The organism is Reyranella sp. GW821-FHT12G01 (assembly GCF_058806575.1).
Genome location: NZ_JBXAPV010000001.1, coordinates 961,962 through 982,747, shown reverse-complemented (window position 1 = coordinate 982,747; position 20,786 = coordinate 961,962). Strand labels below are relative to the sequence as shown.

The 20,786-nt window shown below is 67.1% G+C and carries 21 protein-coding genes; 13 read left to right on the top strand and 8 right to left on the bottom strand.

What is annotated here, in order from left to right:
• The first annotated feature begins 25 nt into the window (after window positions 1-25).
• Window positions 26-424: a globin family protein gene (locus AC1RP5_RS04845; protein WP_493109459.1), complete on the top strand. Its 399-nt coding sequence runs from the start codon at window positions 26-28 to the stop codon at window positions 422-424.
• On the opposite strand, the gene AC1RP5_RS04840 is transcribed toward AC1RP5_RS04845, so the two are convergent.
• The gene (locus AC1RP5_RS04840) at window positions 421-612 is read right to left on the bottom strand and encodes a hypothetical protein (RefSeq protein WP_493109458.1); all 192 of its coding nucleotides are present in this window, start codon (window positions 610-612) and stop codon (window positions 421-423) included. The two genes, AC1RP5_RS04845 and AC1RP5_RS04840, sit on opposite strands and share 4 nt — an antisense overlap.
• A gap of 82 nt (window positions 613-694) precedes the next feature.
• Between AC1RP5_RS04840 and AC1RP5_RS04835 the strand changes: the two genes are divergently transcribed.
• Window positions 695-1,147, top strand: coding sequence for an SRPBCC family protein (locus tag AC1RP5_RS04835; protein WP_493109457.1), 453 nt, complete (start codon window positions 695-697; stop codon window positions 1,145-1,147).
• A 112-nt stretch (window positions 1,148-1,259) separates the two neighbouring features.
• A complete protein-coding gene (locus AC1RP5_RS04830) occupies window positions 1,260-2,933 on the top strand; it encodes an N-acyl-D-amino-acid deacylase family protein (RefSeq protein ID WP_493109456.1) in 1,674 nt (557 codons plus the stop codon).
• A gap of 110 nt (window positions 2,934-3,043) precedes the next feature.
• Here the strand turns inward: AC1RP5_RS04830 and queE are convergent, their stop codons facing one another.
• Both queE and AC1RP5_RS04820 read right to left on the bottom strand, forming a co-directional pair.
• On the bottom strand, window positions 3,044-3,769 hold the full coding sequence (gene queE, locus AC1RP5_RS04825; RefSeq protein WP_493109455.1) for a 7-carboxy-7-deazaguanine synthase QueE: 726 nt from the start codon (window positions 3,767-3,769) through the stop codon (window positions 3,044-3,046).
• A complete protein-coding gene (locus tag AC1RP5_RS04820; RefSeq protein WP_493109454.1) occupies window positions 3,766-4,296 on the bottom strand; it encodes a 6-pyruvoyl trahydropterin synthase family protein in 531 nt (176 codons plus the stop codon). Before AC1RP5_RS04820 ends, queE begins: the two co-directional genes overlap by 4 nt.
• A gap of 274 nt (window positions 4,297-4,570) precedes the next feature.
• Between AC1RP5_RS04820 and AC1RP5_RS04815 the strand changes: the two genes are divergently transcribed.
• The 7 genes from AC1RP5_RS04815 to AC1RP5_RS04785 all read left to right on the top strand — a co-directional run bounded on the left by AC1RP5_RS04815 (window position 4,571) and on the right by AC1RP5_RS04785 (window position 11,058).
• Window positions 4,571-4,945: a DUF805 domain-containing protein gene (locus AC1RP5_RS04815; RefSeq protein WP_493109453.1), complete on the top strand. Its 375-nt coding sequence runs from the start codon at window positions 4,571-4,573 to the stop codon at window positions 4,943-4,945.
• 90 nt (window positions 4,946-5,035) lie between these two features.
• Window positions 5,036-5,749 carry a ribonuclease activity regulator RraA gene (locus AC1RP5_RS04810; RefSeq protein WP_493109452.1) on the top strand — a complete coding sequence of 238 codons (714 nt, stop codon included), beginning with the start codon at window positions 5,036-5,038 and terminating at the stop codon, window positions 5,747-5,749.
• A gap of 25 nt (window positions 5,750-5,774) precedes the next feature.
• Window positions 5,775-6,347, top strand: a complete 573-nt coding sequence (locus tag AC1RP5_RS04805; RefSeq protein WP_493109451.1) for a glutathione peroxidase — start codon at window positions 5,775-5,777, stop codon at window positions 6,345-6,347.
• A gap of 96 nt (window positions 6,348-6,443) precedes the next feature.
• Complete coding sequence (locus AC1RP5_RS04800; protein WP_493109450.1) at window positions 6,444-7,622, top strand: phytanoyl-CoA dioxygenase family protein; 1,179 nt, start codon at window positions 6,444-6,446, stop codon at window positions 7,620-7,622.
• A 4-nt stretch (window positions 7,623-7,626) separates the two neighbouring features.
• The gene (locus tag AC1RP5_RS04795; protein ID WP_493109449.1) at window positions 7,627-8,067 is read left to right on the top strand and encodes a hypothetical protein; all 441 of its coding nucleotides are present in this window, start codon (window positions 7,627-7,629) and stop codon (window positions 8,065-8,067) included.
• Window positions 8,068-8,272: 205 nt separating this feature from the next.
• Window positions 8,273-9,958 carry a gamma-glutamyltransferase gene (ggt, locus tag AC1RP5_RS04790; RefSeq protein WP_493109448.1) on the top strand — a complete coding sequence of 562 codons (1,686 nt, stop codon included), beginning with the start codon at window positions 8,273-8,275 and terminating at the stop codon, window positions 9,956-9,958.
• 119 nt (window positions 9,959-10,077) lie between these two features.
• A complete protein-coding gene (locus tag AC1RP5_RS04785; RefSeq protein WP_493109447.1) occupies window positions 10,078-11,058 on the top strand; it encodes a Bug family tripartite tricarboxylate transporter substrate binding protein in 981 nt (326 codons plus the stop codon).
• Between the two features lie 40 nt (window positions 11,059-11,098).
• On the opposite strand, the gene AC1RP5_RS04780 is transcribed toward AC1RP5_RS04785, so the two are convergent.
• Window positions 11,099-11,848: an SDR family NAD(P)-dependent oxidoreductase gene (locus AC1RP5_RS04780; RefSeq protein ID WP_493109446.1), complete on the bottom strand. Its 750-nt coding sequence runs from the start codon at window positions 11,846-11,848 to the stop codon at window positions 11,099-11,101.
• 96 nt (window positions 11,849-11,944) lie between these two features.
• Here AC1RP5_RS04780 and AC1RP5_RS04775 point away from each other — a divergent pair, with 96 nt between their 5' ends.
• Window positions 11,945-13,177 carry an aminotransferase class III-fold pyridoxal phosphate-dependent enzyme gene (locus tag AC1RP5_RS04775; protein ID WP_493109445.1) on the top strand — a complete coding sequence of 411 codons (1,233 nt, stop codon included), beginning with the start codon at window positions 11,945-11,947 and terminating at the stop codon, window positions 13,175-13,177.
• Between the two features lie 111 nt (window positions 13,178-13,288).
• Here the strand turns inward: AC1RP5_RS04775 and AC1RP5_RS04770 are convergent, their stop codons facing one another.
• Window positions 13,289-14,086, bottom strand: a complete 798-nt coding sequence (locus AC1RP5_RS04770; RefSeq protein WP_493109444.1) for a glycoside hydrolase family 25 protein — start codon at window positions 14,084-14,086, stop codon at window positions 13,289-13,291.
• Window positions 14,087-14,098: 12 nt separating this feature from the next.
• Complete coding sequence (locus AC1RP5_RS04765) at window positions 14,099-14,542, bottom strand: hypothetical protein (RefSeq protein ID WP_493109443.1); 444 nt, start codon at window positions 14,540-14,542, stop codon at window positions 14,099-14,101.
• A 115-nt stretch (window positions 14,543-14,657) separates the two neighbouring features.
• Between AC1RP5_RS04765 and AC1RP5_RS04760 the strand changes: the two genes are divergently transcribed.
• Complete coding sequence (locus AC1RP5_RS04760; protein WP_493109442.1) at window positions 14,658-16,253, top strand: GMC family oxidoreductase; 1,596 nt, start codon at window positions 14,658-14,660, stop codon at window positions 16,251-16,253.
• Between the two features lie 100 nt (window positions 16,254-16,353).
• Here the strand turns inward: AC1RP5_RS04760 and AC1RP5_RS04755 are convergent, their stop codons facing one another.
• Both AC1RP5_RS04755 and AC1RP5_RS04750 read right to left on the bottom strand, forming a co-directional pair.
• Window positions 16,354-17,661 carry an HlyD family type I secretion periplasmic adaptor subunit gene (locus tag AC1RP5_RS04755; RefSeq protein WP_493109441.1) on the bottom strand — a complete coding sequence of 436 codons (1,308 nt, stop codon included), beginning with the start codon at window positions 17,659-17,661 and terminating at the stop codon, window positions 16,354-16,356.
• Window positions 17,658-19,451, bottom strand: coding sequence for a type I secretion system permease/ATPase (locus AC1RP5_RS04750; RefSeq protein WP_493109440.1), 1,794 nt, complete (start codon window positions 19,449-19,451; stop codon window positions 17,658-17,660). The genes AC1RP5_RS04755 and AC1RP5_RS04750 overlap by 4 nt, the downstream gene beginning before the upstream one ends.
• A gap of 281 nt (window positions 19,452-19,732) precedes the next feature.
• On the opposite strand from AC1RP5_RS04750, the gene AC1RP5_RS04745 reads away from it, so the two are divergent.
• Window positions 19,733-20,782, top strand: coding sequence for a glycosyltransferase family 2 protein (locus AC1RP5_RS04745; protein WP_493109439.1), 1,050 nt, complete (start codon window positions 19,733-19,735; stop codon window positions 20,780-20,782).
• Window positions 20,783-20,786: the final 4 nt, after the last annotated feature.

The window sequence follows — 20,786 nt, the reverse complement described above, 5'->3', positions numbered from 1 at the left end:
TGCCGCTGAAGGGGAGACTCCGCCGATGACACCGCAGCAGATTGAACTGGTCCAGACCAGCTTCAAGAAGGTCGTACCGATCGCCGGCACCGCCGCCGACCTGTTCTACGACCGCCTGTTCGAGACCGCGCCCGAGGTGCGCTCGATGTTCCCGCAGGACATGAAGGAGCAGAAGGCGAAGCTCATGGGCATGCTGGGCACCGCCGTCTCCAACCTGCACAAGCTCGACGAGATCCTGCCGGCCGTGAAGGCGCTGGGCGAGCGTCACAAGGGCTATGGCGTGACGGCGGCGCATTACGCCCCGGTCGGCGCGGCGCTGCTGTGGACGCTGGAAAAGGGCCTCGGCCCCGACTTCACGCCCGAGGTGAAGGCGGCCTGGACCGAGACCTACACGGCGCTCGCCGGGGTGATGACCTCGGCCTAGCCTTCTTCGCGGATGACGAACCGGGCGACCTGGACCTCTTCCGGGGACCAGCCGTCCGCCTGCATCTGGACGCGGGCGCGGTCGATGTAATCCTGGTCGAAGAGCGGCGCGTTCACGAATCCCAGGACGATCGAATAGGACCGGACGTATTCGTCCTGGATGAAGACGTCGATTCGCTTGGTCGGCACGGCGGGAGTAATGCCCGCGAACCGTGAACCTATTTTGAACGCGACCGTTGTCCGGGGCAGACTGCCCGCAGGAGGAATACCCATGTCGACCCAGACCGGAACCGTCCGCTTCCATCGCGTCCTGACCGCGCCGCCGGAGCGCATCTACCGCGCCTTTCTCGATCCCGACGCCATGGCCAAGTGGCTGCCGCCGCACGGCTTCACCGGCCGCGTCCATTCGATGGATGCGAGGGTCGGCGGGACCTACCGCATGTCCTTCACCAACTTCTCGTCGGGCAACAGCCATTCCTTCGGCGGCACCTTCGTCGAGCTCGTGCCCAACGAACGCATCCGCCACACCGACAAGTTCGACGATCCCAACCTGCCCGGCGAGATGCAGACCACCATCACCCTGCGCAAGGTCTCGGTCGGCACCGAGATCGAGATCGTGCAGGAAGGCATTCCCGCCGTCATTCCGCCGGAGGCCTGCTACCTCGGCTGGCAGGAATCGCTGACCTTGCTGGCGCAGCTCGTCCTGCCGGAGATTCCGGGCTGAGCATGCGCGACTGAGCGGGTGCAGCGAACCCGCGCTCTGCGGCTTGCGCCAGTGGCGCGGCAGGCCACGGGTGATAGCGTTGTGCACATAAGTTTCTGGGAGGAAACGCACAATGAGCTACGACCTCGTGATCAAGAACGGCACCGTGGTCGATGGCACCGGCGCCGCGCGCTACCAGGCCGATGTCGCGATCGTGGATGGCAAAGTCGCCGAGATCGGCAAGGTGACGGAAGGCGCGAAGCGCACCATCGACGCACACGGGCTCGCGGTGACGCCGGGCTTCGTCGATCCGCACACGCATTACGACGCGCAGATCTGCTGGGACGGAGCGGTGACGCCCTCGTCCTGGCATGGCGTCACCTCGGTGGTGATGGGCAATTGCGGCGTCGGCATCGCGCCCTGCAAGCCCGAGACGCGCGAGATCGCGATGAAGGATCTCGTGAACGTCGAGGGCATTCCCTTCGACGTGCTGAACAAGGGCATCACCTGGGACTGGGAGACCTTCCCCGAGTTCATGGACGCCGCCGCGGCGCGCAAGCCGTCGCTCAACCTCGCCTTCATCGCGCCGCTGACGCCGTTCCGTCACTACGTGATGGGCGAGGCCTCGATGGACCGCGCCGCGACGCCGGAGGAGACGCACGAGATCGCCAGGCTGATCGGCGAAGCGATGGACGCCGGCGCGCTCGGCTTCTCCTCGACCACGCTCAACCAGCACATGGGCTTCGAGGGCAAGCCGCTGGCCTGCCGCAACGCCAGCCGCGAGGAGATGAAGGCCTACGCCAACCAGCTCAAGAAGCGCGGCAAAGGCGCCATCGAGATCGCGCTGACGCGCCAGGTCGGCGTGCTGGAAGAGGACCAGTGCGAGCTGCTGGACTTCCTGCTGGAAGAGAGCGGCCGGCCGGTGACCTTCATCGCGCTGTTCGATCGCGACGACATCCCCGAGGCGGTGCGCGACACGTTGCGCCGCGCGGCGCCGCAGATCGCCAAGGGCGCGCGGCCGCAGACTTCGCCGCTGCCGCTGACGCGCGAATGCAACATGGACAATCCCTTCGCCTTCGCCGCCTTCCCGGCGTGGAAGCGGGTGTTCGCCGACACATCGAAGGAAGCGCAGAGACAAGTCTACGCAGACCCGTCCTTCCGCGCGCAGTTCAAGGCCGACCTAAAAAACCCGACCGGCTTCAGCGACTGGCGCCGCGTCGTCGTCCATGACGTGCGCAATCCGGCGCTGAAACATCTGGAGCGCAAGTCGATCGCCCAGATCGCGCAGGAGCAGGGCAAGGACAGCGTCGATGCCTTCCTCGACACGGTGCTGGCCGACAATCTCGACACCGAACTCACCATCTCCTCGTGGAACACCCGCGAAGACCGCATGCGCGAGCTTCTGAACAACCCAGCCATCCTGATGGCACTGGGCGATGGCGGCGCGCATGTCGACATGCTGTGCGACGCCGGCTACCCGACCTACCTGCTGGGCACCTGGGTGCGCGAGAAGGAAGCGATCACGTTGGAAGAAGGCGTGCGCAAGCTCACGTCAGATCCCGCCGATCTCTTCGGTCTGAAGGATCGCGGCCGCCTGAAGAAAGGCGCCCCCGCCGACATCGCGATCTTCGATCCGTCGGCCATCGGCTCCAGCAACCACGGCGAACGCCGCCACGACCTCCCCGGCGGCGCCAAGCGCATCGTCATGCCATCACGCGGCGTCGAATACACGGTGGTGAACGGCGCGCTTACGTGGGAACAGGGCCGGCTGACGGAGGCAAAGGCGGGCAAGGTTTTGCGGGGGTAAGGATAAAGGTCCTTCGCTGCGCTCAGGATGACAACGGGGACTGCATCGGCGCACCGCGCTGATCCCAGCGAAATTGTCATCCCGAACGAAGTGAGGGGCCTTTCGCTTCCTCAAACCCCGCGCTCGTTGCCCCACGCGAGAACATGAAGCTGCGGCAGCACCGTCGCGTCAAACCAGCGGTCCTGCCCCACCCGGTCGACCAGCCAACGGAAGCGGGCCATGAGGCCCTTCTGGTCGACGCCGTCGCGGCCGGCCTCGTTGGGCTCGCCCGGCGTGTGGTTGCCGATGGAGAGATAGACCGGCAGCGCCGGATGCCGCGCCGAGGCGGCGCGGGCGAAGGCGTAGTCGGTCTCGTCGAACACGGCGACCTTGAGCACGGTCTGCGGCCCGCCGTTCGCGGCGGCGAGGCAGTTGTCGAAGGCGCTCCAGTCGGTCGCCATGCCGGACGACGGCGGCTTCGGCGACAGGACCAGCGAGTCGAGCGTGGCGAACCAGTCGGCGGCGACGCTGCCCTGGGTTTCCATCGCGAAGCGATGGCCGCGCCCGTGGCCCTGCTCGATCAGCGGACCCAGCGGCTGGATCGCGGGATTGCCGCCCGAGATCGTCACCAGCACCGGCGTGCCGCCGGTCAGCTCCGCGACCTTCGACAGGATCTCGTCGGGCGCCATCGGCAGCCAGTCGTGGCGATACTCCGGCAGCACAGCGTAGAGCGTGTCGCACCAGGAGCAGCGATAGTCGCAGCCGCCGGTGCGCACGAAGACGGTCGGCTTGCCGATCAACGCCCCCTCGCCCTGCACCGTCGGCCCGAAGATCTCCGAGATTCGGATACGGCTCATGACAGCGTGAGATCGTTGATGCTGTCGTCGGCGCGCCGCCACCAGCCCACGCCATCGCGCTCGGGCAAGGCATCGGCGGGATCGCCGCAGAATGTGACGGCGTTGGTCGGCGTCTCCTCGACCGTGATCTCGACGCAGTGCAACGCGTTGCCGTCGGCGGCGAGGAAGGCGTTGAGCTTGGCCATGAAGCAGGCCGCCAGCATCTCGGTCGTGGGATCGCCGGGCGTGACCAGCAGGCGTGCGAGACGATCGGCCTCGTGCACGCGGAACCAGTCGATCATCGGATCGCGCTCGCCAAGCTGGAAGGCGTGGTCGACCTGGTCGTCGATCCAGCGGTGCCAGCGCGCCTTGGCGCGATCGAACGGCGCCACCATGTTGGCGTCGCCGTCGAGGCGCTGCGGCGCCAGCGGCTGGATGCGGGCGATCACCTGCTCGTTGTGACCATGGGGGATGGCGCATTTGCTGGCGGGATCGGCGATCAGCCGGTGCGCCATGCTGTAACGCCGGGTGAAGACGAGGCTGAACATCAGCCGCGCGCTCCGGACGCGAAGTCGATCATCTGGGGCTCCTGTTTTGACCGGGTGGGACTACGACCGGGACGGCGCGGGGCGCCGACGGGGCCGGTTTTAGCCCATCCGGCCGCCGGGGGAACCCACCCCGGACGCGGCATGGTGGCCATTTTCCCACGATGTGAATCGACGACGGAGACGCTGTGGGCTGATCACGGTTGGCGCGTGTGCGCGGTCTGATTTAGCGCCACACTCCGAATGCTCGGCTTGCGAGTATCGGGGGAAATCCGAAGTGAAGAGCCTGTTGTTCAGTTTCCAGGGCCGCGTCAATCGCGCGCCCTATTGGTACGTGAATCTCGTCTTGTTCGCCGTCCAGCTCGTCTTTTTTGTCGCCTTCATGATCTTGGCAAGCCTCCGAGGTGCGCCCGAGATGCTGGAAGATTCATCCGTGGCGATACACCTCGTGAGCACGTTGCTATCCATCCCAATGCTCTGGATCGCCCTTGCCATCACGGTGAAGCGCTGCCACGACCGCGATAAGTCAGGCTGGTGGATGCTCATCATGCTGGTGCCGGTGATCGGCGGGGTCTGGTTCCTGATCGACATCGGATTCCTGCGCGGCACGTACGGACCGAACCGGTTCGGCCCCGATCCGCTGGGCTTCTGACATCCCTCAATCGGTCGTTTCCGTGTCGCGGCGCGTCGCCTATTCTGGAAAGGAACGGGGCGACGTGCCCCATCCAGAATCGGAGACACCGTGCCCACAACCTCGACCCCGCTTTCGAAAGACCTCAAGGACACGCTGTCCAAGATCACCACGGCCAGCATCACGACGATCCTGCTGAAGAAGGGCCTGCGCAACGTCTGGATGCGCGGCACGCGGCCGATCAAGCCGGGCCAGGGCCGCCTCGTCGGCCGTGCCTTCACCCTGCGCTTCGTGCCGGCTCGCGAGGATCTCGCGACACCCGAGAGCTGGTCGTCGCCGATCTCGACCCGCGCCGCCATCGAGGCGATGCCGGAGGACGCGATCGTCGTGGCCGATGCGATGGGCGTCACCGACGCCGGCATCTTCGGCGATATCCTGTGCGCCCGCATGGTCAAGAAGAACGTCGCCGGCCTGATCACCGACGGCGTCGTGCGCGACATCGCGGGCGTGCTGGGCACCGGCCTGCCGGTCTGGTGCCAGGGCGCCGCGGCGCCTCCTTCGGTCGCCGGACTCACCTTCGTGAGCTGGCAGGAGCCGATCGGCTGCGGCGGCGTTGCGGTGTTCCCCGACGACGTGGTCGTGGTCGACGATGACGGCGCAGTGCTGATCCCCAAGGCGCTGGTCGAGACGGTCGCCAAGGAAGGCACCGAGCAGGAGCGGCTCGAAGGCTGGATCATGTCGGAGGTCGAGCGCGGCGTGGCGCTGCCCGGCCTCTATCCGCCGAACGACGAGGCCAAGGCGCGCTACGCCGCGACCAAGAAGTAAGACGCGGATCGCGAAGGCCAGCCTCATGAAAGTCATCCGCATGCTGGCCTTCGCCGTCCTGGGCGCGCTGCTCTCGGCGGCGGGTACGGCCTGGTCGCAGATCGGGCGTCAGCCCGTGGACTGGCCGAACGTGTCGCTCGACTCGATCGGCGACGGCAAACTCCCGACAGCCGACTATGCCGGCAAGGTCGTGCTGCTGGTCAACACGGCGTCGCTCTGTGGCTTCACCGGCCAGTACAAGGGCCTCGAGGAGCTATGGCGGTGCTACAAGGATCAGGGACTCGTGGTCCTTGGCGTGCCGTCGAACGATTTCGGTGGCCAGGAGCCCGGCAGCAACGCCGAGATCAAGCGCTTCTGCGAAGTGAGCTTCGACGTCACCTTTCCGCTGGCCGACAAGCAGGTCGTGTCGGGGCCCGATGCGCATCCGCTCTATCGCTGGGCCGCGGCACAGACCGGTTCTATCGGCACGCCCAACTGGAACTTCCACAAGATCCTGATCGGCCGCGACGGCCGCATCGTCGACTGGTTCACCGCCGTGAGCGGCACCGGCACCAAGCTCGACCGCGCCATCGAGGCCGCGCTGGCTGCCGGAAGCTAGCGTCGTCCGCATAGCGGGCGAAGCTCGCAGCGAGATTTGGCTGCAAGTGACGCGCCGCGCTATCGTCATCGCGTCCAAACGCTTGGAGATGTCCCGATGGCGATGGCCGAAGCCTCTGCTCCCTCGACCGCTGCTCCCCTCACCGCTCACGACCATGCGCAGGTGATGGCCGAGTACAGCCGCGCCGGCGAAGCACGCGCGCGGGCGCTGGGCAATCGCGGGCCGATCCGGCTCGGTCCTGACGGCAAGCTGGCGCAGGACATCCTCGACTCCTACTGGACGCACGGCTTCTACGTCTTCGAAGGCGTGGCCAAGCCGGAGGAACTTGCCGAGCTGCGCGCCGACGTCGACGCGATCCTCGACCGTGCGCCGGTCGAGCCCGGCGCGACGCTCGACCGCCATGGCCGCCCCGCCTTCGGCGAGGGCGTGATCAAGCCGCCCTATCGCTGGGCCAAGCCCTTGAGCGACCCGCTCGGCGGCACCGACCGGAACAACGGCCGCCATCCGGTGGCGATGAGCCAGCCGACCCTGGCCGCGGACGCGCCCGCCTGGACCGTCGAACTGCTCGACGGCAACCTCTACCTGATGAACGCCGCCCTTCGGCTCTACGGCCATCCCGGCCTGATGGCGGTGGCCGAGGCGATCCTGGGCGACGATTTCGTGCCCTACAACGAAGTGACCTTCATCAAGGAGGCAGGCCTCGGCCCCTCGGTCGCCTGGCACCAGGACGGCACGACGCATTGGACCGCCGCCGACTGGGACATGGGCGCCCACGGCTTCAACTTCATGACCCAGCTCTATCCCAGCACCGCCGGCAACGGCGTTTGGGTGCTGCCGGGCAGCCATCGCCTCGGTAAATCCGATATCCGCAAGCTGGTGGCCGAGAGCGGCTCGGACCGCATCGAGGGCGCGGTGCCGATGCTGGCCAATGGCGGCGACACGATCGTCACCAACCGCCAGCTCCTGCACGGCTCCTTCGCCAACTCCTCGCCCGACCGCCGGGTCACGCTCAACGCCGGCTTCTTCCCGCGCAAGAGGGTGCTGAACGTCACGACCAAGCGGCTGAACGGCGAGGTCGTGACCTACGATCTCGACCGCATCAACGCGCGGCTGCGCATCCTGCTGTTGGGCATCGACGCGCGCCGTCAGCGCTTCCCGAATGAGAAGAGCTACGTCTATCGCCCGCTGGCCGGACACGAGGGTGAGAACCGCTGGAGCGCGGCGAAGCACGACGCGATGCTGAAGAACTACAACCAGCTCGACATGTTCATCTGAGCGGATGCGGCCCGGCATCGTCCTGCTGCTCGCGCTGGCCGCCTCGCCGGCCTTCGCGCAACAGGACGAACCGGCCACCACCGAGGACGAAACCTTCGCCTATTGCCTGGGCGTGAACCGCCAGCTCGCCGAGCGCTTCCGCCAGATGCAGCTCTGGGGATGCGGCAGGGCGCCCTCGATGGAATGGTGCCGCGAGGCCAAGGCCTCCGCGCCCGAAGCGATGCGGTCGCGCGAGCGGCTGGTGATCCGCTTCGCCAACGCGCTGACCCGCAAGGGCCTTTTAGACGTCGAGCGTCCGGTCGAGGCCCGCGCGAAGCTGACCGAGATCGTGGCCGACGGCTCCAACGACGCCCGTCTCTGCTTCAACGACAAGGGCGACCGGGACGAGGCCGCCTGCGAGCGGCTGCAGCGTTGCGTAGAGGCTGAAAAGCGCGTGGCGCAGTAAATCGTACGACACCACATCACCTCACCCTGAGGAGCGGCCGCAGGCCGCGTCTCGAAGGGTGGACACGCGCACATCGTCTGCAGCCCATCCTTCGAGACGGCGCTTCGCACCTCCTCAGGATGAGGTGAATGGGTAGCCGCCGCCTAAGCTACATGCGAGATTTCACCCTCGGATTTTTGCCCAGAGAATTCAGCGAGGACCAGAGATGACCAAGTCGACATGGCGCGAGCGCACGGGCACGCCTTTCACCTGCGAGAAGCAGCCGGCCCACGGACCGCGCGGCATGGCCGTCTCCAACCATCCGCTGGCCTCGGCCGCGGGCCTCGAAATGCTGGCGGCCGGCGGCAACGCCGTCGACGCCGCCGTCGCCATGCAGTTCGCGCTGACCGTGGTCGAGCCGATGATGGTCGGCCTGATCGGCGGCACGACCTGCCACATCCGCCTGGCCGACGGCAGCCACCGCATCCTCGACGGCATGAGCGCCGTGCCGAAGTCGGGCCATCCCGACATGTACAAGCCGGTCCCCGGCGCGGCCCCTGAAGTCTACGACGTCGAAGGCCAGGAGAACCTGGTCGGGCCGAAGTCGGTCGCGACACCGGGCTCGCTGCGTGCCTGGTGCATGGCGCTGGAACGCTTCGGTACGATGAGCCTGGCCGACGTGATGGCACCCGCGATCCGCCATGCCGCGCGCGGCTTCGCGGTGACGCCCTATCTCTCGGACTGCATCAAGGATGCGGGCCCCGACCTCTCGAAGGACAAGCTCGCCTCTGCGCTCCTGCTACCCAATGGCACGCCGCTCAAGCCTGGCGAGAGGCTGGTGCAGGGCCAGTACGCCGAGTCCCTGACGCTCGTCTCGCAGCAGGGTGAGAAGGCGCTGCACGGCGGCGCGCTGGGCGACCTCCTCGTCGAATGCATGGAGAAGACCGGCGGCTTCGTGCGCCGCGACGACCTCACCGGCTACAAGGTGGAAGAGCGCGCGCCGATCCGCGCCCACTATCGCGGCTGGGAGATCCTCGGACCGCCGCCGCCCGCCGCCTCGGGCGTGCACATCGCGCAGATGCTGAACATCCTCGACGCCTACGACATCGCGAAGATGGGCTTCGGCACGGTCGACACGCTGCACCTGCTGGCGGAGGTGCTGAAGATCGCCTTCGCCGACCGCGCCGAGGCGAGCGGCGATCCGGACTTCGTGAAGGTCCCGGTCGAGCGCATCGTGAGCCGCGACTATGCCGACCAGCGCCGCAAGCTTTTGGACATCGCGCGCGCCACCAAGTGGAGCGGCGGGCTGCAGGCGGCGGAAGGCCAGGACACGACGCATCTCACCGTGGCCGACGGCATGGGCAATGTCGTCAGCACGACGCAGACCATCAACAGCCTGTTCGGTGCGCGCTTCATCGTGCCGGGCACCGGCATGATCCCCAACAATTACATGAACAACTACGATCCGCGCCGCGGCAACGCGCTGTCGATCGCGCCGGGCAAGCGCGTCACGACCTCGATGTCGCCGATGATGGCGCTACGCGACGGCAAGGTGCGCTATGCGCTGGGCCTGCCCGGCGGCCGCAAGATCTTCCCCTCGGCGCTGCAGGCCCTGCTCAACCTGATCGACCACGGCATGGAGCTGCAGGAAGCCGTCGAAGCGCCGCGCATCTGGACCGAGGGCCCGCTGCTAGAAGTCGAGCACGGCATCCCCGCGGACGTCCGCAAGGGCCTCGAGGCGCGCGGCCACACGCTCAAGATCATGCCGACCGTCGCCGGCGGCATGAACGCCATCCAGTTCCACGACAACGGCACCATGACCGGCGCCGCCTGCTGGCGCGCCGACGGCACGGCCGCGGCGCTGGGCGGCGGGCTTGCGCGCGCGGGCGTGAGGTTCGTGCTGCCGAGCTGAGTTCGGAATGCCGTCTCGCGTGACGGCTCACTAACGCGCTCGACATTGCCAACGCCCGCCGGGCCGGCACACACTTTCTCCAACGCGGCCGTTCAAGTGCCGCTTCTGGAGGAATGTTCATGTCCAAGATTGCGACCGTGCGTCGACGCACGGTGCTGGGCGCCGCCGCGGCGCTGGCGATGCCGGCCACCCTGCGCGCGCAAGCTTATCCGTCTCGTCCCGTGCGCGTCGTCAATGCCTACAGTCCGGGTGGCACCGCCGACGTGGTGTGCCGCATCCTCTGCGCCGGCATCTCGGCGCGGACGGGCCAGACCTTCAATGTCGACAACAAGCCGGGCGCGGCCGGCACGATCGCCGCGCAGATCGTGGCCCGCGCGGCGCCCGACGGCTACACGGTGCTGTACGACGCCACCGCGCATTCGGTGAACCCGTCGCTGTTCGGCGCCAAGCTGCCCTACGATACGCGGCGCGACCTGCTGCCGGTGTTCCTGGCCATGCAGACGCCGAACACGCTGATGCGCAACGCCAGGTTCGAGGCGAAGACCGTGCCGGAGCTGATCGCGCTGGCGAAGAGCAAGCCGGGCGGCCTCGACTGCGCCTCGACCGGGATCGGCACGGTGCAGCACGTCTCGCTCGAGCTGCTGAACCAGAAGGCCGGCATCAAGATCAATCACGTGCCCTACAAGGAGATGGGCTCGTTGCGGAACGACTTGTTTGCCGGCCGCATCCCGCTGCAGTTCAGCAACGTGCCGGGCACGGTCGCGGTGCGCAGCGCCAGCGAGGTTATCTGCATGGCGCATACCGGCCCGCAACCGATCGAGGTGCTGCCCGGGATCTCGCCGATCTCGGACATCCTGCCGGGCTTCGTGACCTACGAATGGAACGGCGTGTTCGTTCCGGCCGGCACAGACACGGGCCTGATCACCAAGCTCAACACCGAGTTCAACGAGGTGATCAAGGACCCGACGGCGACCCAGCGGCTGGCCGAGATCGGCGCGCTGACCAAGGCCAATACCGTGGCCGAGTTCGCCGCTTTCCGCGAACAGCAGATCGAGTTCTTCGCGGAGATGGTGAAGTCGGCCAACATCCGGATCGAGTGAAGGCCGGTTGCGAGGGGCGGTGAACGCCCCTCGCCCTCCCTCAATGAAAGACGCGGCCCGAATCGATCACAAGCGTCTGGCCGGTCGTGGAGTTGGTCCGGCACATGGTGACGACCTGGTCGGCGCAGTCGTCCTTGTCCGCGGGCACACCCAACAGCGAGGCGCTGGCGTTCTTGGCCACGACCTCGGGCCGCAGGTTCGCGGTCGCGCGCGTGCCTTCCAGCAGGCCCGGCGCCACGCAGTTCACCAGCACCTCGGGCGCGAGCGCGACGGCCATGCACTTGGTGAGATGGATGAGGCCTGCCTTGGAGACGGCGTAGGCGATGGAGGAGCCGGTCGGTCCGAGGCCCGCGACCGAGGCGATGTTCACGATGCGCCCGGCACCCTGCTTCTTCATCACCGGGCCGACGGCCTTGGTGAGCAGCATGGGGCCGGTCAGGTTGATGTCGATGATCTTGGTCCATTCCTCGTAGGTCAGGCCGTCGAGATCGGTGAAGGGGATCGACTTGTTGTAGGCGGCATCGTTCACAAGGATGTCGAGCCGGCCGAAGCGCTTCACCACGTCGTCGACCAGCTTCTGGACCTGGTCGCGCTGGGTGACGTCACAGGCGAAGGCCGCGGCGGCGACCTGGTGCTTCTCGAGATCGCGCACGACGCCCTCGGCCTGGTCCTTGCTCTGGGCATAGACGACGGCGATCTGGCAACCCTGCTCCGCCAGCGCGTGACAGATGCGCTGGCCGAGGCCGCCATTGCCGCCGGTGACGACGGCCACTTTACCCTTCAGATCCATTGTTTCCCCCTCATCGGCCATGCGGCCAAAGCTGCGTGCAGGCCCTTATCTGTCCGGTATATATAAGCCAGTTCACAGCGTTGCGGAGCCTGCCAAATGCCAACCCCTACCAGTGGCGTCACTGCCGACCAGAAACTGCGCCAGCGCGCACAGCTTGTGATCCCCGGCGGCATGTATGGCCACCTGCGCAGCGACCGGCTGCCCGAGGGCTACCCGCAGTTCTTCGAGCGGGGCGAGGGCTGCCATCTCTGGGACGTGAACGGCAGGCGCTACGTCGACTTCATGTGCAGTTGGGGCCCGATCGTGGTCGGCCATGGCAACCCGGTGGTCGCCGAGGCGGTCGCGCGCCAGACCGCGGCGGGCGATTGCCTGAACGGCCCGTCGGAGCGGCTCGTCGAGCTGGCCGAACGGCTGGTCGGGCTGATCCCCCACGCCGACTGGGCGCTGTTCGGCAAGAACGGCACCGATGCGACCACGACCTGCGTGACCCTGGCGCGCGCCGCCTCGGGCAAGCGCAAGATCCTGGTGGCCGAGGGCGCCTATCACGGCGCCATTCCGTGGTGCACGCCCAACCTGTACGGCGTGACGCCCGAGGATCGCGCCCACATGCTCACCTTCAAGTTCAACGACACCGGCAGCCTCGAGAGCGCCGTGCAGCGTGCCGGCGACGACCTCGCGGGCATCGTCGTCTCCGCCTTCAAGCACGATTTCGGCAAGGACCAGGAGATGCCGGACGCGGCCTTCGCCCGCCGCGCCCGCGAGCTCTGCGATGCCAACGATGCCGCGCTGATCGTCGACGACGTGCGCGCCGGTTTCCGCCTCACCATGCGCGGCAGCTGGGACCTTGTGGGTGTGCAGCCCGACCTCAGCGCCTGGAGCAAGGCGATCGCCAACGGCCATGCGCTGGCCGCCGTCACCGGCAACGACCGCTATCGCGATGCCGCCTCCAAGCTCTACGTCACGGGTTCGTTCTGGTGCAGCGCCGTCTCGATGGCGGCAGCACTCGCGACGCTCGACGTGCTGGAAAGCGTCGATGGCCCGAACCGCATGCGGGCGATGGGCCAGAAGCTGCGCGACGGCATCGCCGCCCAGTCGGCCGAGTTCGGCATCGGCGTGCGCCAGAGCGGCCCGCCGCAGATGCCGACCCTGCTGTTCGACAATGATCCGGACACCGAGAAGGGCAACTTCTTCACGCTCGAAGCGCTGAAGCACGGTGCGTACCTGCACCCGCGCCACAATATGTTCCTGTCGACGGCCCACACCGAAGCCGACATCGACTTCGCACTGAACGCGACCCGCGAAGCTTTCAAGGCGCTGGCGGCGCGCTAAACAGGACCGGTCTCTCAACGGAGCGCGCCACTCCAGTGGCGCTCCTCCCGCGCTTCATCGACGAAGCTTGAGCGCCACTGGAGTGGCGCGCTCCAATGCGGACCCTTCGTCCTAAGCCCGCCCGCCGTTCTTCCAGAAGCGGTTGAGCGAGGCGGCGTCGCCGTTGAACATGTTGCGGTCGCAATGGCCGACGCCCTCTACATGGCGCGGTTCGCTGCCGTAGGCAAAGTTCTGCGCGGTCTCGTCGGCGACGTATTGCCAGAGCGTCCAGTTCGACCAGGCGTTGGGAAGGCGCGGCTCCTCGCGATAGTCGGCGAGCCACAGTGCACAGCGCGACAGGAGCGAGCCCGGCACGACGGCGGCGCCGAGCCGGAGACGCTTGCGGCCGTACACCTCGCCGTTCGCCCAGGCGGGATGCGCGTACAGCATCGGCAGCCGGCCGGTGGCCTTCTGCACGGCCAGCACGAAGGCTTCGGCCTGGTCGAGCCGCATGGTGTTGCGCGGGTTGGCGTCGTTCGGTTCGAGATCGAGCGCCATCAGGGTCTGCGGGCCTGGCTGGCAGGCCGACAGGAAGGACGCGGCCTGCTGCTCACCCGAATACTGGCGCGTGCCGAAATGATAGCCGCCCCACAGGAGACCCGCCGACTCCGCCTGGCGTCGCCGCGGCGCATAGGACGGGTCGAACCAGTCGCCGCCTTCGGTCACTTTATGGATGACGCCGAGGATGTTGCTGCGGCGGACCGCGGTGAAGCTGGTGACGGTGACGTTGTGGCTGATGTCGATCACGGCATCGAGGCCGGGTCGCGTCTGGCTCGGCGCGTAGGCCGATGACTGGGACGTCGGCTGGCTGCCGCAGCCCGCCAGCGCCGGCAGGGCGAGGCCTGCCAGCATGCTTCTCCGTGAGATCATCGAGGGCAGGTCCTACTTCGCTTTCGTCAGCACGTTGGTGGCGGCAACGGAAACGCCCGCCCGGTTCTCGGTGTAGAAAAGCTCCAGGGTGCCGTCGTCGAGCAGCGTGCCCTCGATGGCCGAACCGCCCTGCCCGATCATGCGCACGCGCTTTCCGTCCGATCCGAGGACGCCGATGATCGGCTCGGCCTTGGATTCCGAGGAGAGCGTGCCCCAGAAGCGGCCCTCGTCCTGGCCGTCGATCTTAACCGTGATCTTCAGTTCGACCAGGCGATTGCCGTCGACGATCGTCGCCGGCGAGGTCACCGGGAAGTGGGCCGGCAGGCCGCTCACGATGCTCTTGTTGGTTCCCGTCCACGTGCCCGTCATGTCCGGGCCGGCCGGTTGTGCGTTCGCGAGGCCGGCGGCACAGGCGAGCGAGAGGCCGAGGGGAAGCAGGAGGGAGACACCGCGCATGGTTTTTCCTTCGGGGTTGTCGGGGGCGCCATCATGCCCAAACATCGGCCCGCGTAAAGCCGGGCTATCGTCGCGGCAGTCGACAGGCGGGAGGCACCGCGAGATACTTTCGGCAATGGATTACGATTACATCGTCGTCGGCGCCGGTTCGGCGGGGGCCGTCGTCGCGAACAGGCTCTCGGCCGATCCGCACAACAAGGTTTTATTGCTGGAAGCCGGCCCCGCCGACCATGCCTGGACGCGCATCCCGGTCGGCTATTCCCGCCTGATCAGCAACCCGGACGTCAACTGGCTCTACAGTTCCGAGCCCGAGGCCAGCACCAACGGCCGCCGCATCCCGGTGCCACGTGGAAAGCTGCTGGGTGGCTCCAGCGCCATCAACGGCCTCGCCTTCGTGCGCGGACAGGCGCAGGATTTCGACACCTGGGCGCAGATGGGCAACCAGGGCTGGGCCTACGAGAATGTCCTTCCCTTCTTCAAGCGCATGGAGAGTTACGAGGAAGGCGACGAACGCTTTCGCGGACGCGGCGGCCCGCTACGCGTCACCAATCCGCAGCCGCTCAATCCGCTCTATGCAACCTTGATCAAGGCGGCCGGCGAGGCCGGCATCCGGCACAACCCCGACTACAATGGCGCGACGCAGGACGGCATCGCCATGAGCCAGGCCACGATCTCCTCGGGCTGGCGCATGAGCACGGCGCGCTGCTACCTCGATCCGGCGAAGCGACGCCCCAATCTCCACATCGAGACCGGCGCGCTCGCGGGATCGCTGATGCTCGAGGGCAAGCGCTGCACCGGCGTGCGCTATTCGGTCGGCGGCACGTCGCGCGAAGCCCGCGCCAACCGTGCCGTGGTGGTGAGCGGCGGATCGATCAACTCGCCGCAACTTCTCGAATTGTCGGGCATCGGCCAGCCGGACCGGTTGCGCGCGCTCGGCATCGAGGTTCGCCATGCCCTGCCCGGCGTCGGCGAGAACCTGCGCGACCACTATGCGCCACGCACGCGATGGACCATCGGCAAGAAGGGCGTCACCTTCAACGATCGCGGCCGGGGCCTCGGTCTGGTGAACCAGGCGCTGCGCTGGGCGCTCAAGCAGGACAGCCTTCTCTCGATGGTAGGAGCCCCGCTGCGCGCCTTCGTTCGCTCGCGCGACGGTCTCGCCGCGCCCGACCTGCTGCTGGGCTGGGTCCCGATGTTCACCGAAGCGGGACCGCGCGGGCCTCGGATCGCCCGGCAATCAGGTGTCTCCTGCTATGCCCATCCGATGCGGCCCGAGAGCAAGGGCCACATCCACATCGTCTCGGCCGATGCGCGGCAGGCCCCCGAGATCCGGTTCAACTTCCTGTCGGCGCCGATCGACGGCGAACTCACCGTGCGCGCCGTGCGGATCGCCCGCGCCATCATGACCGCGCCGGCGATGGCGCCATTACAGGTGAGCGAGATCGCGCCGGGCCCGAACGGCAACAGCGACGACGAGATCCTCGACTGGGTGCGCAAGGCGGCCGAGACGACCTACCATCCGGTCGGCACATGCAAGATGGGCTCCGATGCGATGGCCGTCGTCGATGCAAGGCTGCGTGTGCACGGCATCGAGGGCCTGCGCGTCGCCGACGCCTCCATCATGCCGACGCTCACCTCGGGCAACACCAACGCGCCGTCGATCATGATCGGCGAGAAGGCCGCGGACATGGTGCTGCGGGACGTGGCGTAACTTGTCATCCTGAGCGAAGCGAAGGATCCAGCGCCCGCTACGGAGTACTTCGGTCGTTCCGTCAGGTCCTTCGCTTCGCTCAGGACGACAGTGAACGCGCTTACCGCCCGCGGAAGGCTCGTTCGATCTGGTCGCTAAGCGGCTTCACCAGGAACGACGCCACCGTGCGCGGCGTGGTCTGGATGAAGGCCTCGACCGGCATGCCGGCCAGGAGCTGCAGGCCCTGGAGGCGGGAAAGCTCGCCTTCGGAAACACGGATGCGCACGGAATAATAAGGCTCCGTCGCCTTGTCCTCCTGCGAGACGTCGGCGCCGATATGGATGACCTCGCCGTCGACCTCGGGCGTCGTGCGCTGGTTGAACGCGGCAAAGCGTATGACGGCGTGCTGGCCGATATGGATCTGGTCGATGTCCTGCGGCGCTACCTTGGCGTCGACGATCAGCGTGTCGGAGTCCGGCACGATCAGCATCAGCGGCTCGCCGGCCTGCACGACGCCGCCGACCGTATGGACGTTGCGCTGGAACACCTTGCCGTCCTGCGGCGACACGAGATCGATGCGCTTCAGCTGATCGTCGGCCGAGATGCGCCGTTCGGTCATCTCGGACCTCTTGGCCCGGATCTCCGCCAGTTCCTTGCCGACCTCGGTCGCGAGGTCCTGGTCGATCTGATGGATCTTGAGTTCGAGCTCGGCGATGCGGCCACGGCTCTGCGCCAGCGACGCGACGAGAGAGGAGCGCTCGCCTTCCATGCGGGCCGAGTCGCGCTCCAGGGTGGTGACTCTGCTGATCGGCACGAGGTTCTGCTTCCACAGCGTGCGGACGCCCTCGAGTTCCTGCGCCAGCAGCTTCAGTTCCTTGCCCTTGGCGACTTCCTGGGCCTGCGTGCCTTCGATCTGCAGGTTGAGCTGCTGGATCTGCTCCTTGAGCTGGGCCTTCTGGCCGTCGCGCGCCGTGCGGCGCATCTCGAACAGCCGCTGCTCGCCGGTCATCATGCGGGCGATCTCGGGGTCGCTCGTGCGCGCCATCAGGTCGGCCGGGAATTCGACGGTCTTCTGGTTGTCACGCTCCGCCTCGAAGCGCGCCTGACGGGCCGCCATTTCATCGAGCGACTTCGTCACGATACCGAGGTTGGCCTTGGCCTGCGTGCCGTCGAGCCGGACGACCACGTCGCCCTGCTTCACCCGGTCGCCTTCCTTGACGAGAAGCTCGCCGACGACGCCGCCGGTCGGATGCTGGATCTTCTTCACGTTGGTATCGACCACCAGCTTGCCGGGCGCGATCACCGCACCGGACAATTGCGTCGTGGCGGCCCAGCCACCAACCCCGAAGACCAGGATGAAGCAGGCCACCAGGCCGATCATCAGCGGCTTGCGCGTCAGGGCGTGGATGGAGACGGGTTGGTGGTTCATGACGGGTCCCTCGCCCGCACCGCGGCGGGAGCACGCATCTGGGTCGGCGGAACGGTCGCGGGCACGCCGGTGGGCACGCCGGCCGGCGGCGACGCCGCCTTCAGGGTCTCGCGCAGGACGGTATCCTTGGGCCCAAACGCCTGCTGCCGGCCGCCCCGCATGACCAGGAGCTGGTCGACGGCGGCCAGGGCGCTCGGGCGATGGGCGATCACGATGGCGATGCCGCCGCGAGCCCGTACCGACGAGATCGCCTTGGTCAGGGCTTCTTCACCGTCATGGTCGAGGCTCGAATTGGGCTCGTCGAGCACCACGAGGAACGGATCGCCGTAGAGCGCCCGCGCCAAGCCGACACGCTGGCGCTGGCCAGCCGACAGGGCGGTGCCGCCCTCGCCCATCTCGGTTTCGTAGCCGTTGGGCAGGCCGAGGATCAGCTCATGGACGCCGGCGGCCTGGGCCGCGGCGATCACCTTCTTGGAATCGGGCTGCGGCTCCAGCCGGGCGATGTTCTGGGCGACCGTGCCGGCGAACAGCTCCATGTCCTGGGGCAAATAGCCGATATGCTCGCCCAGCGCCTCGGACGACCACTGGTCGAGCGTCGCGCCGTCGATCCGGACCTTGCCGGTGACCGGCCGCCAGACGCCGACGAGCGTGCGGGCCAACGATGATTTACCCGATGCGCTCGGGCCGATGATGCCGAGCCCCTGGCCGGCCTTCAGGCCAAATGCAATGTCGCGGGCCACCAGCATGTTCACGCCCGGCGGCGCCACGCTGACGGTTTCGACCGCCAGCGTTGCCTTGGGCTTGGGCAGCTCCATGACGTCGCGCTCTTCCGGGATCCGGGCGAGCAGGTTGTTCAGCCGGTGCCAGCTCTGGCGGGCCGACACGAAGACGCGCCACTGGGCGATCACCTGCTCGACCGGCGCGAGGGCGCGGGCCGACAGGATGGAGCCGGCGATGATGATGCCGGCGGTCGCCTGCTGCTTGATCACGAGGTAGGCGCCGACCGCCAGCACCGCCGACTGCAACGCCATGCGCAGCGCGCGGGAGAAGCTGCCCATGCCGCCGGTGATGTCGCCCGCCCGCTGGTGGGCGCCGACGTAGCGGCGTCCGTAGTCCGCCCACTGGTGGGCGAACCGGCCCACCATGCCCATGGCATGCAGGACCTCTGAATTGCGCCGGCTGGCCTCGGCCAGGCTGGTCCGCCGGGCGGACAGCGAGGAGACCTCGATCGACGGCTTGCGGACCTTGACCTCGGTCAGGAAGGTGATGCCGACCAGGATGAGGGCGCCGACCGTGGCCGTGACGCCGATCAGCGGATGGAACAGGTAGCAGATGCCGAGATAGAGCGGCATCCAGGGCAGGTCGAACAAAGCGGCAGGACCGCCGCCGGACATGAAGGTCCGGATCGAATCGAGGTCCCGGACCGGCTCGAAACCGCTCATCTGCGGCGCCCGCAGCGGCAATTTGACCAACAGGTGATAGATTCGGCGGTCCAAGGTCTCGGCGAACCCGCCGGCGATCCGGATCAGGACCCTGTTGCGGACGATGTCGAGGACGGCCTGGAAGCCGTAGAGGCCAAGGGCCAGCACGCACAGTGCGACCAAGGTCGGAACGCTGCGGCTCGGCAGCACCCGGTCGTAGACCTGGAGCATGAAGAACGAGCCGGTCAGGTAAAGAATATTCAATATGGCCGTGAATATCGCCACGCCCAGATAGGACGAGCGGCACGACCGCAGCGTTTCCGCCAACTCAGTGCGCGGCGATCCAGCAGGTGAAGGGGCCTGCGCCATGGTCGTCCAATCCCTTGTCGGCCGCCCTACCGTCCCCGGACGGCGAGCCGGCCAGACCCACTACCATCGACAAACTGCGGCTGTCTCTCCCTTTCGACTGCAAAAAACTGCTTTTGACTGGGAATCGGAGCCTTTACGTATAAGGAATGGCAGGCCACACCTGGAGTCACGGGCCTAAGGTTGCAGTCGCCCCCATCGTCGCCCATCTTCATCGTGCCGCCGCATAGTTAGTGCGATCGTCTCCGCCCAGAGTTCAATTCAGCCACACGGATTTAGTCAGTATGCCTTCAACGCCCCCGGTCGGAGTGGTGATTGCCAACTACAACAACGGCGCCTTCGTGGGACGGGCGATCGAGTCGGTTGCGCGCCAGACGTGCCGCGATCTGCGCACCATCGTCATCGACGACTGCTCGACCGACAATTCCGACGAAGAAATCCGCGGCTGCCTCGCGCGGCTGAACGATTCGCGGTTCGATTACATCCGGCTCGACGCCAATGTCGGGCAGACCGGCGCAATCAAGCGCGGCCTCGCGCAGCTCGACACGCCGTTCGTCGGGTTCCTCGATTCCGACGACAAGTGGTACGAGAATTTCATCGAGCGGCACCTGTGCGCGCACATGAATGCCGCCTTCCCCGTCGCGCTGACCTATTGCGATTCGCACATCATCGACGGTGACGATCATCTGCTCGCGGGCACGGCGTGGTGGTTCGACCATGGCGATTCGTCGAGCAAGACCTTCGATGCCTCGCGCATCCCGCACATCGACGCCACCAGCGGTGACTTCAAGTTCCCGACCAACGGCCGCCTGACGTTCCATCCGCGCTGGACCGCGCTCAGCGCGACGAACAGCATGGCGAGCATGATGTTCCGGCGCAGCTTCGTGGACCTCGTGCTGGTCCTGCCGGACAGCGACCTCAAGCTCTATCTCGACTACTACCTGTCGACCTTTGCCGGCCTGCTGACCGGGTCCGTCGCCATCCACGACGCGCTCTACGCCTATCGCATGCACGGCTCGAACAAGCATTCGAACGCCACCGTCATGGGCGGCACCTACAATTCCTCGACCAAGGACTGGGGTCCGATCCGCGACCACATCCTGGGCCTGGTCGAGCGCATCCTCGACGAGGAGGCGACGTCCATCCGCGCCGCGTTCGGCGAATGGCGTCACGCCAATTCGAAGGCGCTGGTGCGGCGCGCACTGGATGCCGGATCGACCGGCAGCAAGGGCGCCTGGATCCGCTTCGTCGACTCGCTCTCCCTCAAAGCGTCCAGTCTGTTCGGAAGCAACGGGTCGGGATCGGCCGGCCGGCAATGGCGACGCGAGCCCTGAAACC

Bases quoted from the DNA above. Each gene is read 5' to 3' on its own strand.
- AC1RP5_RS04745 (WP_493109439.1), top strand. From the start codon at position 19,733: ATGCCTTCAACGCCCCCGGTCGGAGTGGTGATTGCCAACTACAACAAC.
- AC1RP5_RS04830 (WP_493109456.1), top strand. From the start codon at position 1,260: ATGAGCTACGACCTCGTGATCAAGAACGGCACCGTGGTCGATGGCACC.
- AC1RP5_RS04805 (WP_493109451.1), top strand. From the start codon at position 5,775: ATGAAAGTCATCCGCATGCTGGCCTTCGCCGTCCTGGGCGCGCTGCTC.
- AC1RP5_RS04835 (WP_493109457.1), top strand. From the start codon at position 695: ATGTCGACCCAGACCGGAACCGTCCGCTTCCATCGCGTCCTGACCGCG.
- AC1RP5_RS04795 (WP_493109449.1), top strand. From the start codon at position 7,627: ATGCGGCCCGGCATCGTCCTGCTGCTCGCGCTGGCCGCCTCGCCGGCC.
- AC1RP5_RS04780 (WP_493109446.1), bottom strand. From the start codon at position 11,848: ATGGATCTGAAGGGTAAAGTGGCCGTCGTCACCGGCGGCAATGGCGGC.
- queE (WP_493109455.1), bottom strand. From the start codon at position 3,769: ATGAGCCGTATCCGAATCTCGGAGATCTTCGGGCCGACGGTGCAGGGC.
- AC1RP5_RS04770 (WP_493109444.1), bottom strand. From the start codon at position 14,086: ATGATCTCACGGAGAAGCATGCTGGCAGGCCTCGCCCTGCCGGCGCTG.
- AC1RP5_RS04820 (WP_493109454.1), bottom strand. From the start codon at position 4,296: ATGTTCAGCCTCGTCTTCACCCGGCGTTACAGCATGGCGCACCGGCTG.
- AC1RP5_RS04845 (WP_493109459.1), top strand. From the start codon at position 26: ATGACACCGCAGCAGATTGAACTGGTCCAGACCAGCTTCAAGAAGGTC.
- AC1RP5_RS04755 (WP_493109441.1), bottom strand. From the start codon at position 17,661: ATGAACCACCAACCCGTCTCCATCCACGCCCTGACGCGCAAGCCGCTG.
- ggt (WP_493109448.1), top strand. From the start codon at position 8,273: ATGACCAAGTCGACATGGCGCGAGCGCACGGGCACGCCTTTCACCTGC.
- AC1RP5_RS04750 (WP_493109440.1), bottom strand. From the start codon at position 19,451: ATGGCGCAGGCCCCTTCACCTGCTGGATCGCCGCGCACTGAGTTGGCG.
- AC1RP5_RS04785 (WP_493109447.1), top strand. From the start codon at position 10,078: ATGTCCAAGATTGCGACCGTGCGTCGACGCACGGTGCTGGGCGCCGCC.
- AC1RP5_RS04765 (WP_493109443.1), bottom strand. From the start codon at position 14,542: ATGCGCGGTGTCTCCCTCCTGCTTCCCCTCGGCCTCTCGCTCGCCTGT.
- AC1RP5_RS04760 (WP_493109442.1), top strand. From the start codon at position 14,658: ATGGATTACGATTACATCGTCGTCGGCGCCGGTTCGGCGGGGGCCGTC.
- AC1RP5_RS04800 (WP_493109450.1), top strand. From the start codon at position 6,444: ATGGCGATGGCCGAAGCCTCTGCTCCCTCGACCGCTGCTCCCCTCACC.
- AC1RP5_RS04775 (WP_493109445.1), top strand. From the start codon at position 11,945: ATGCCAACCCCTACCAGTGGCGTCACTGCCGACCAGAAACTGCGCCAG.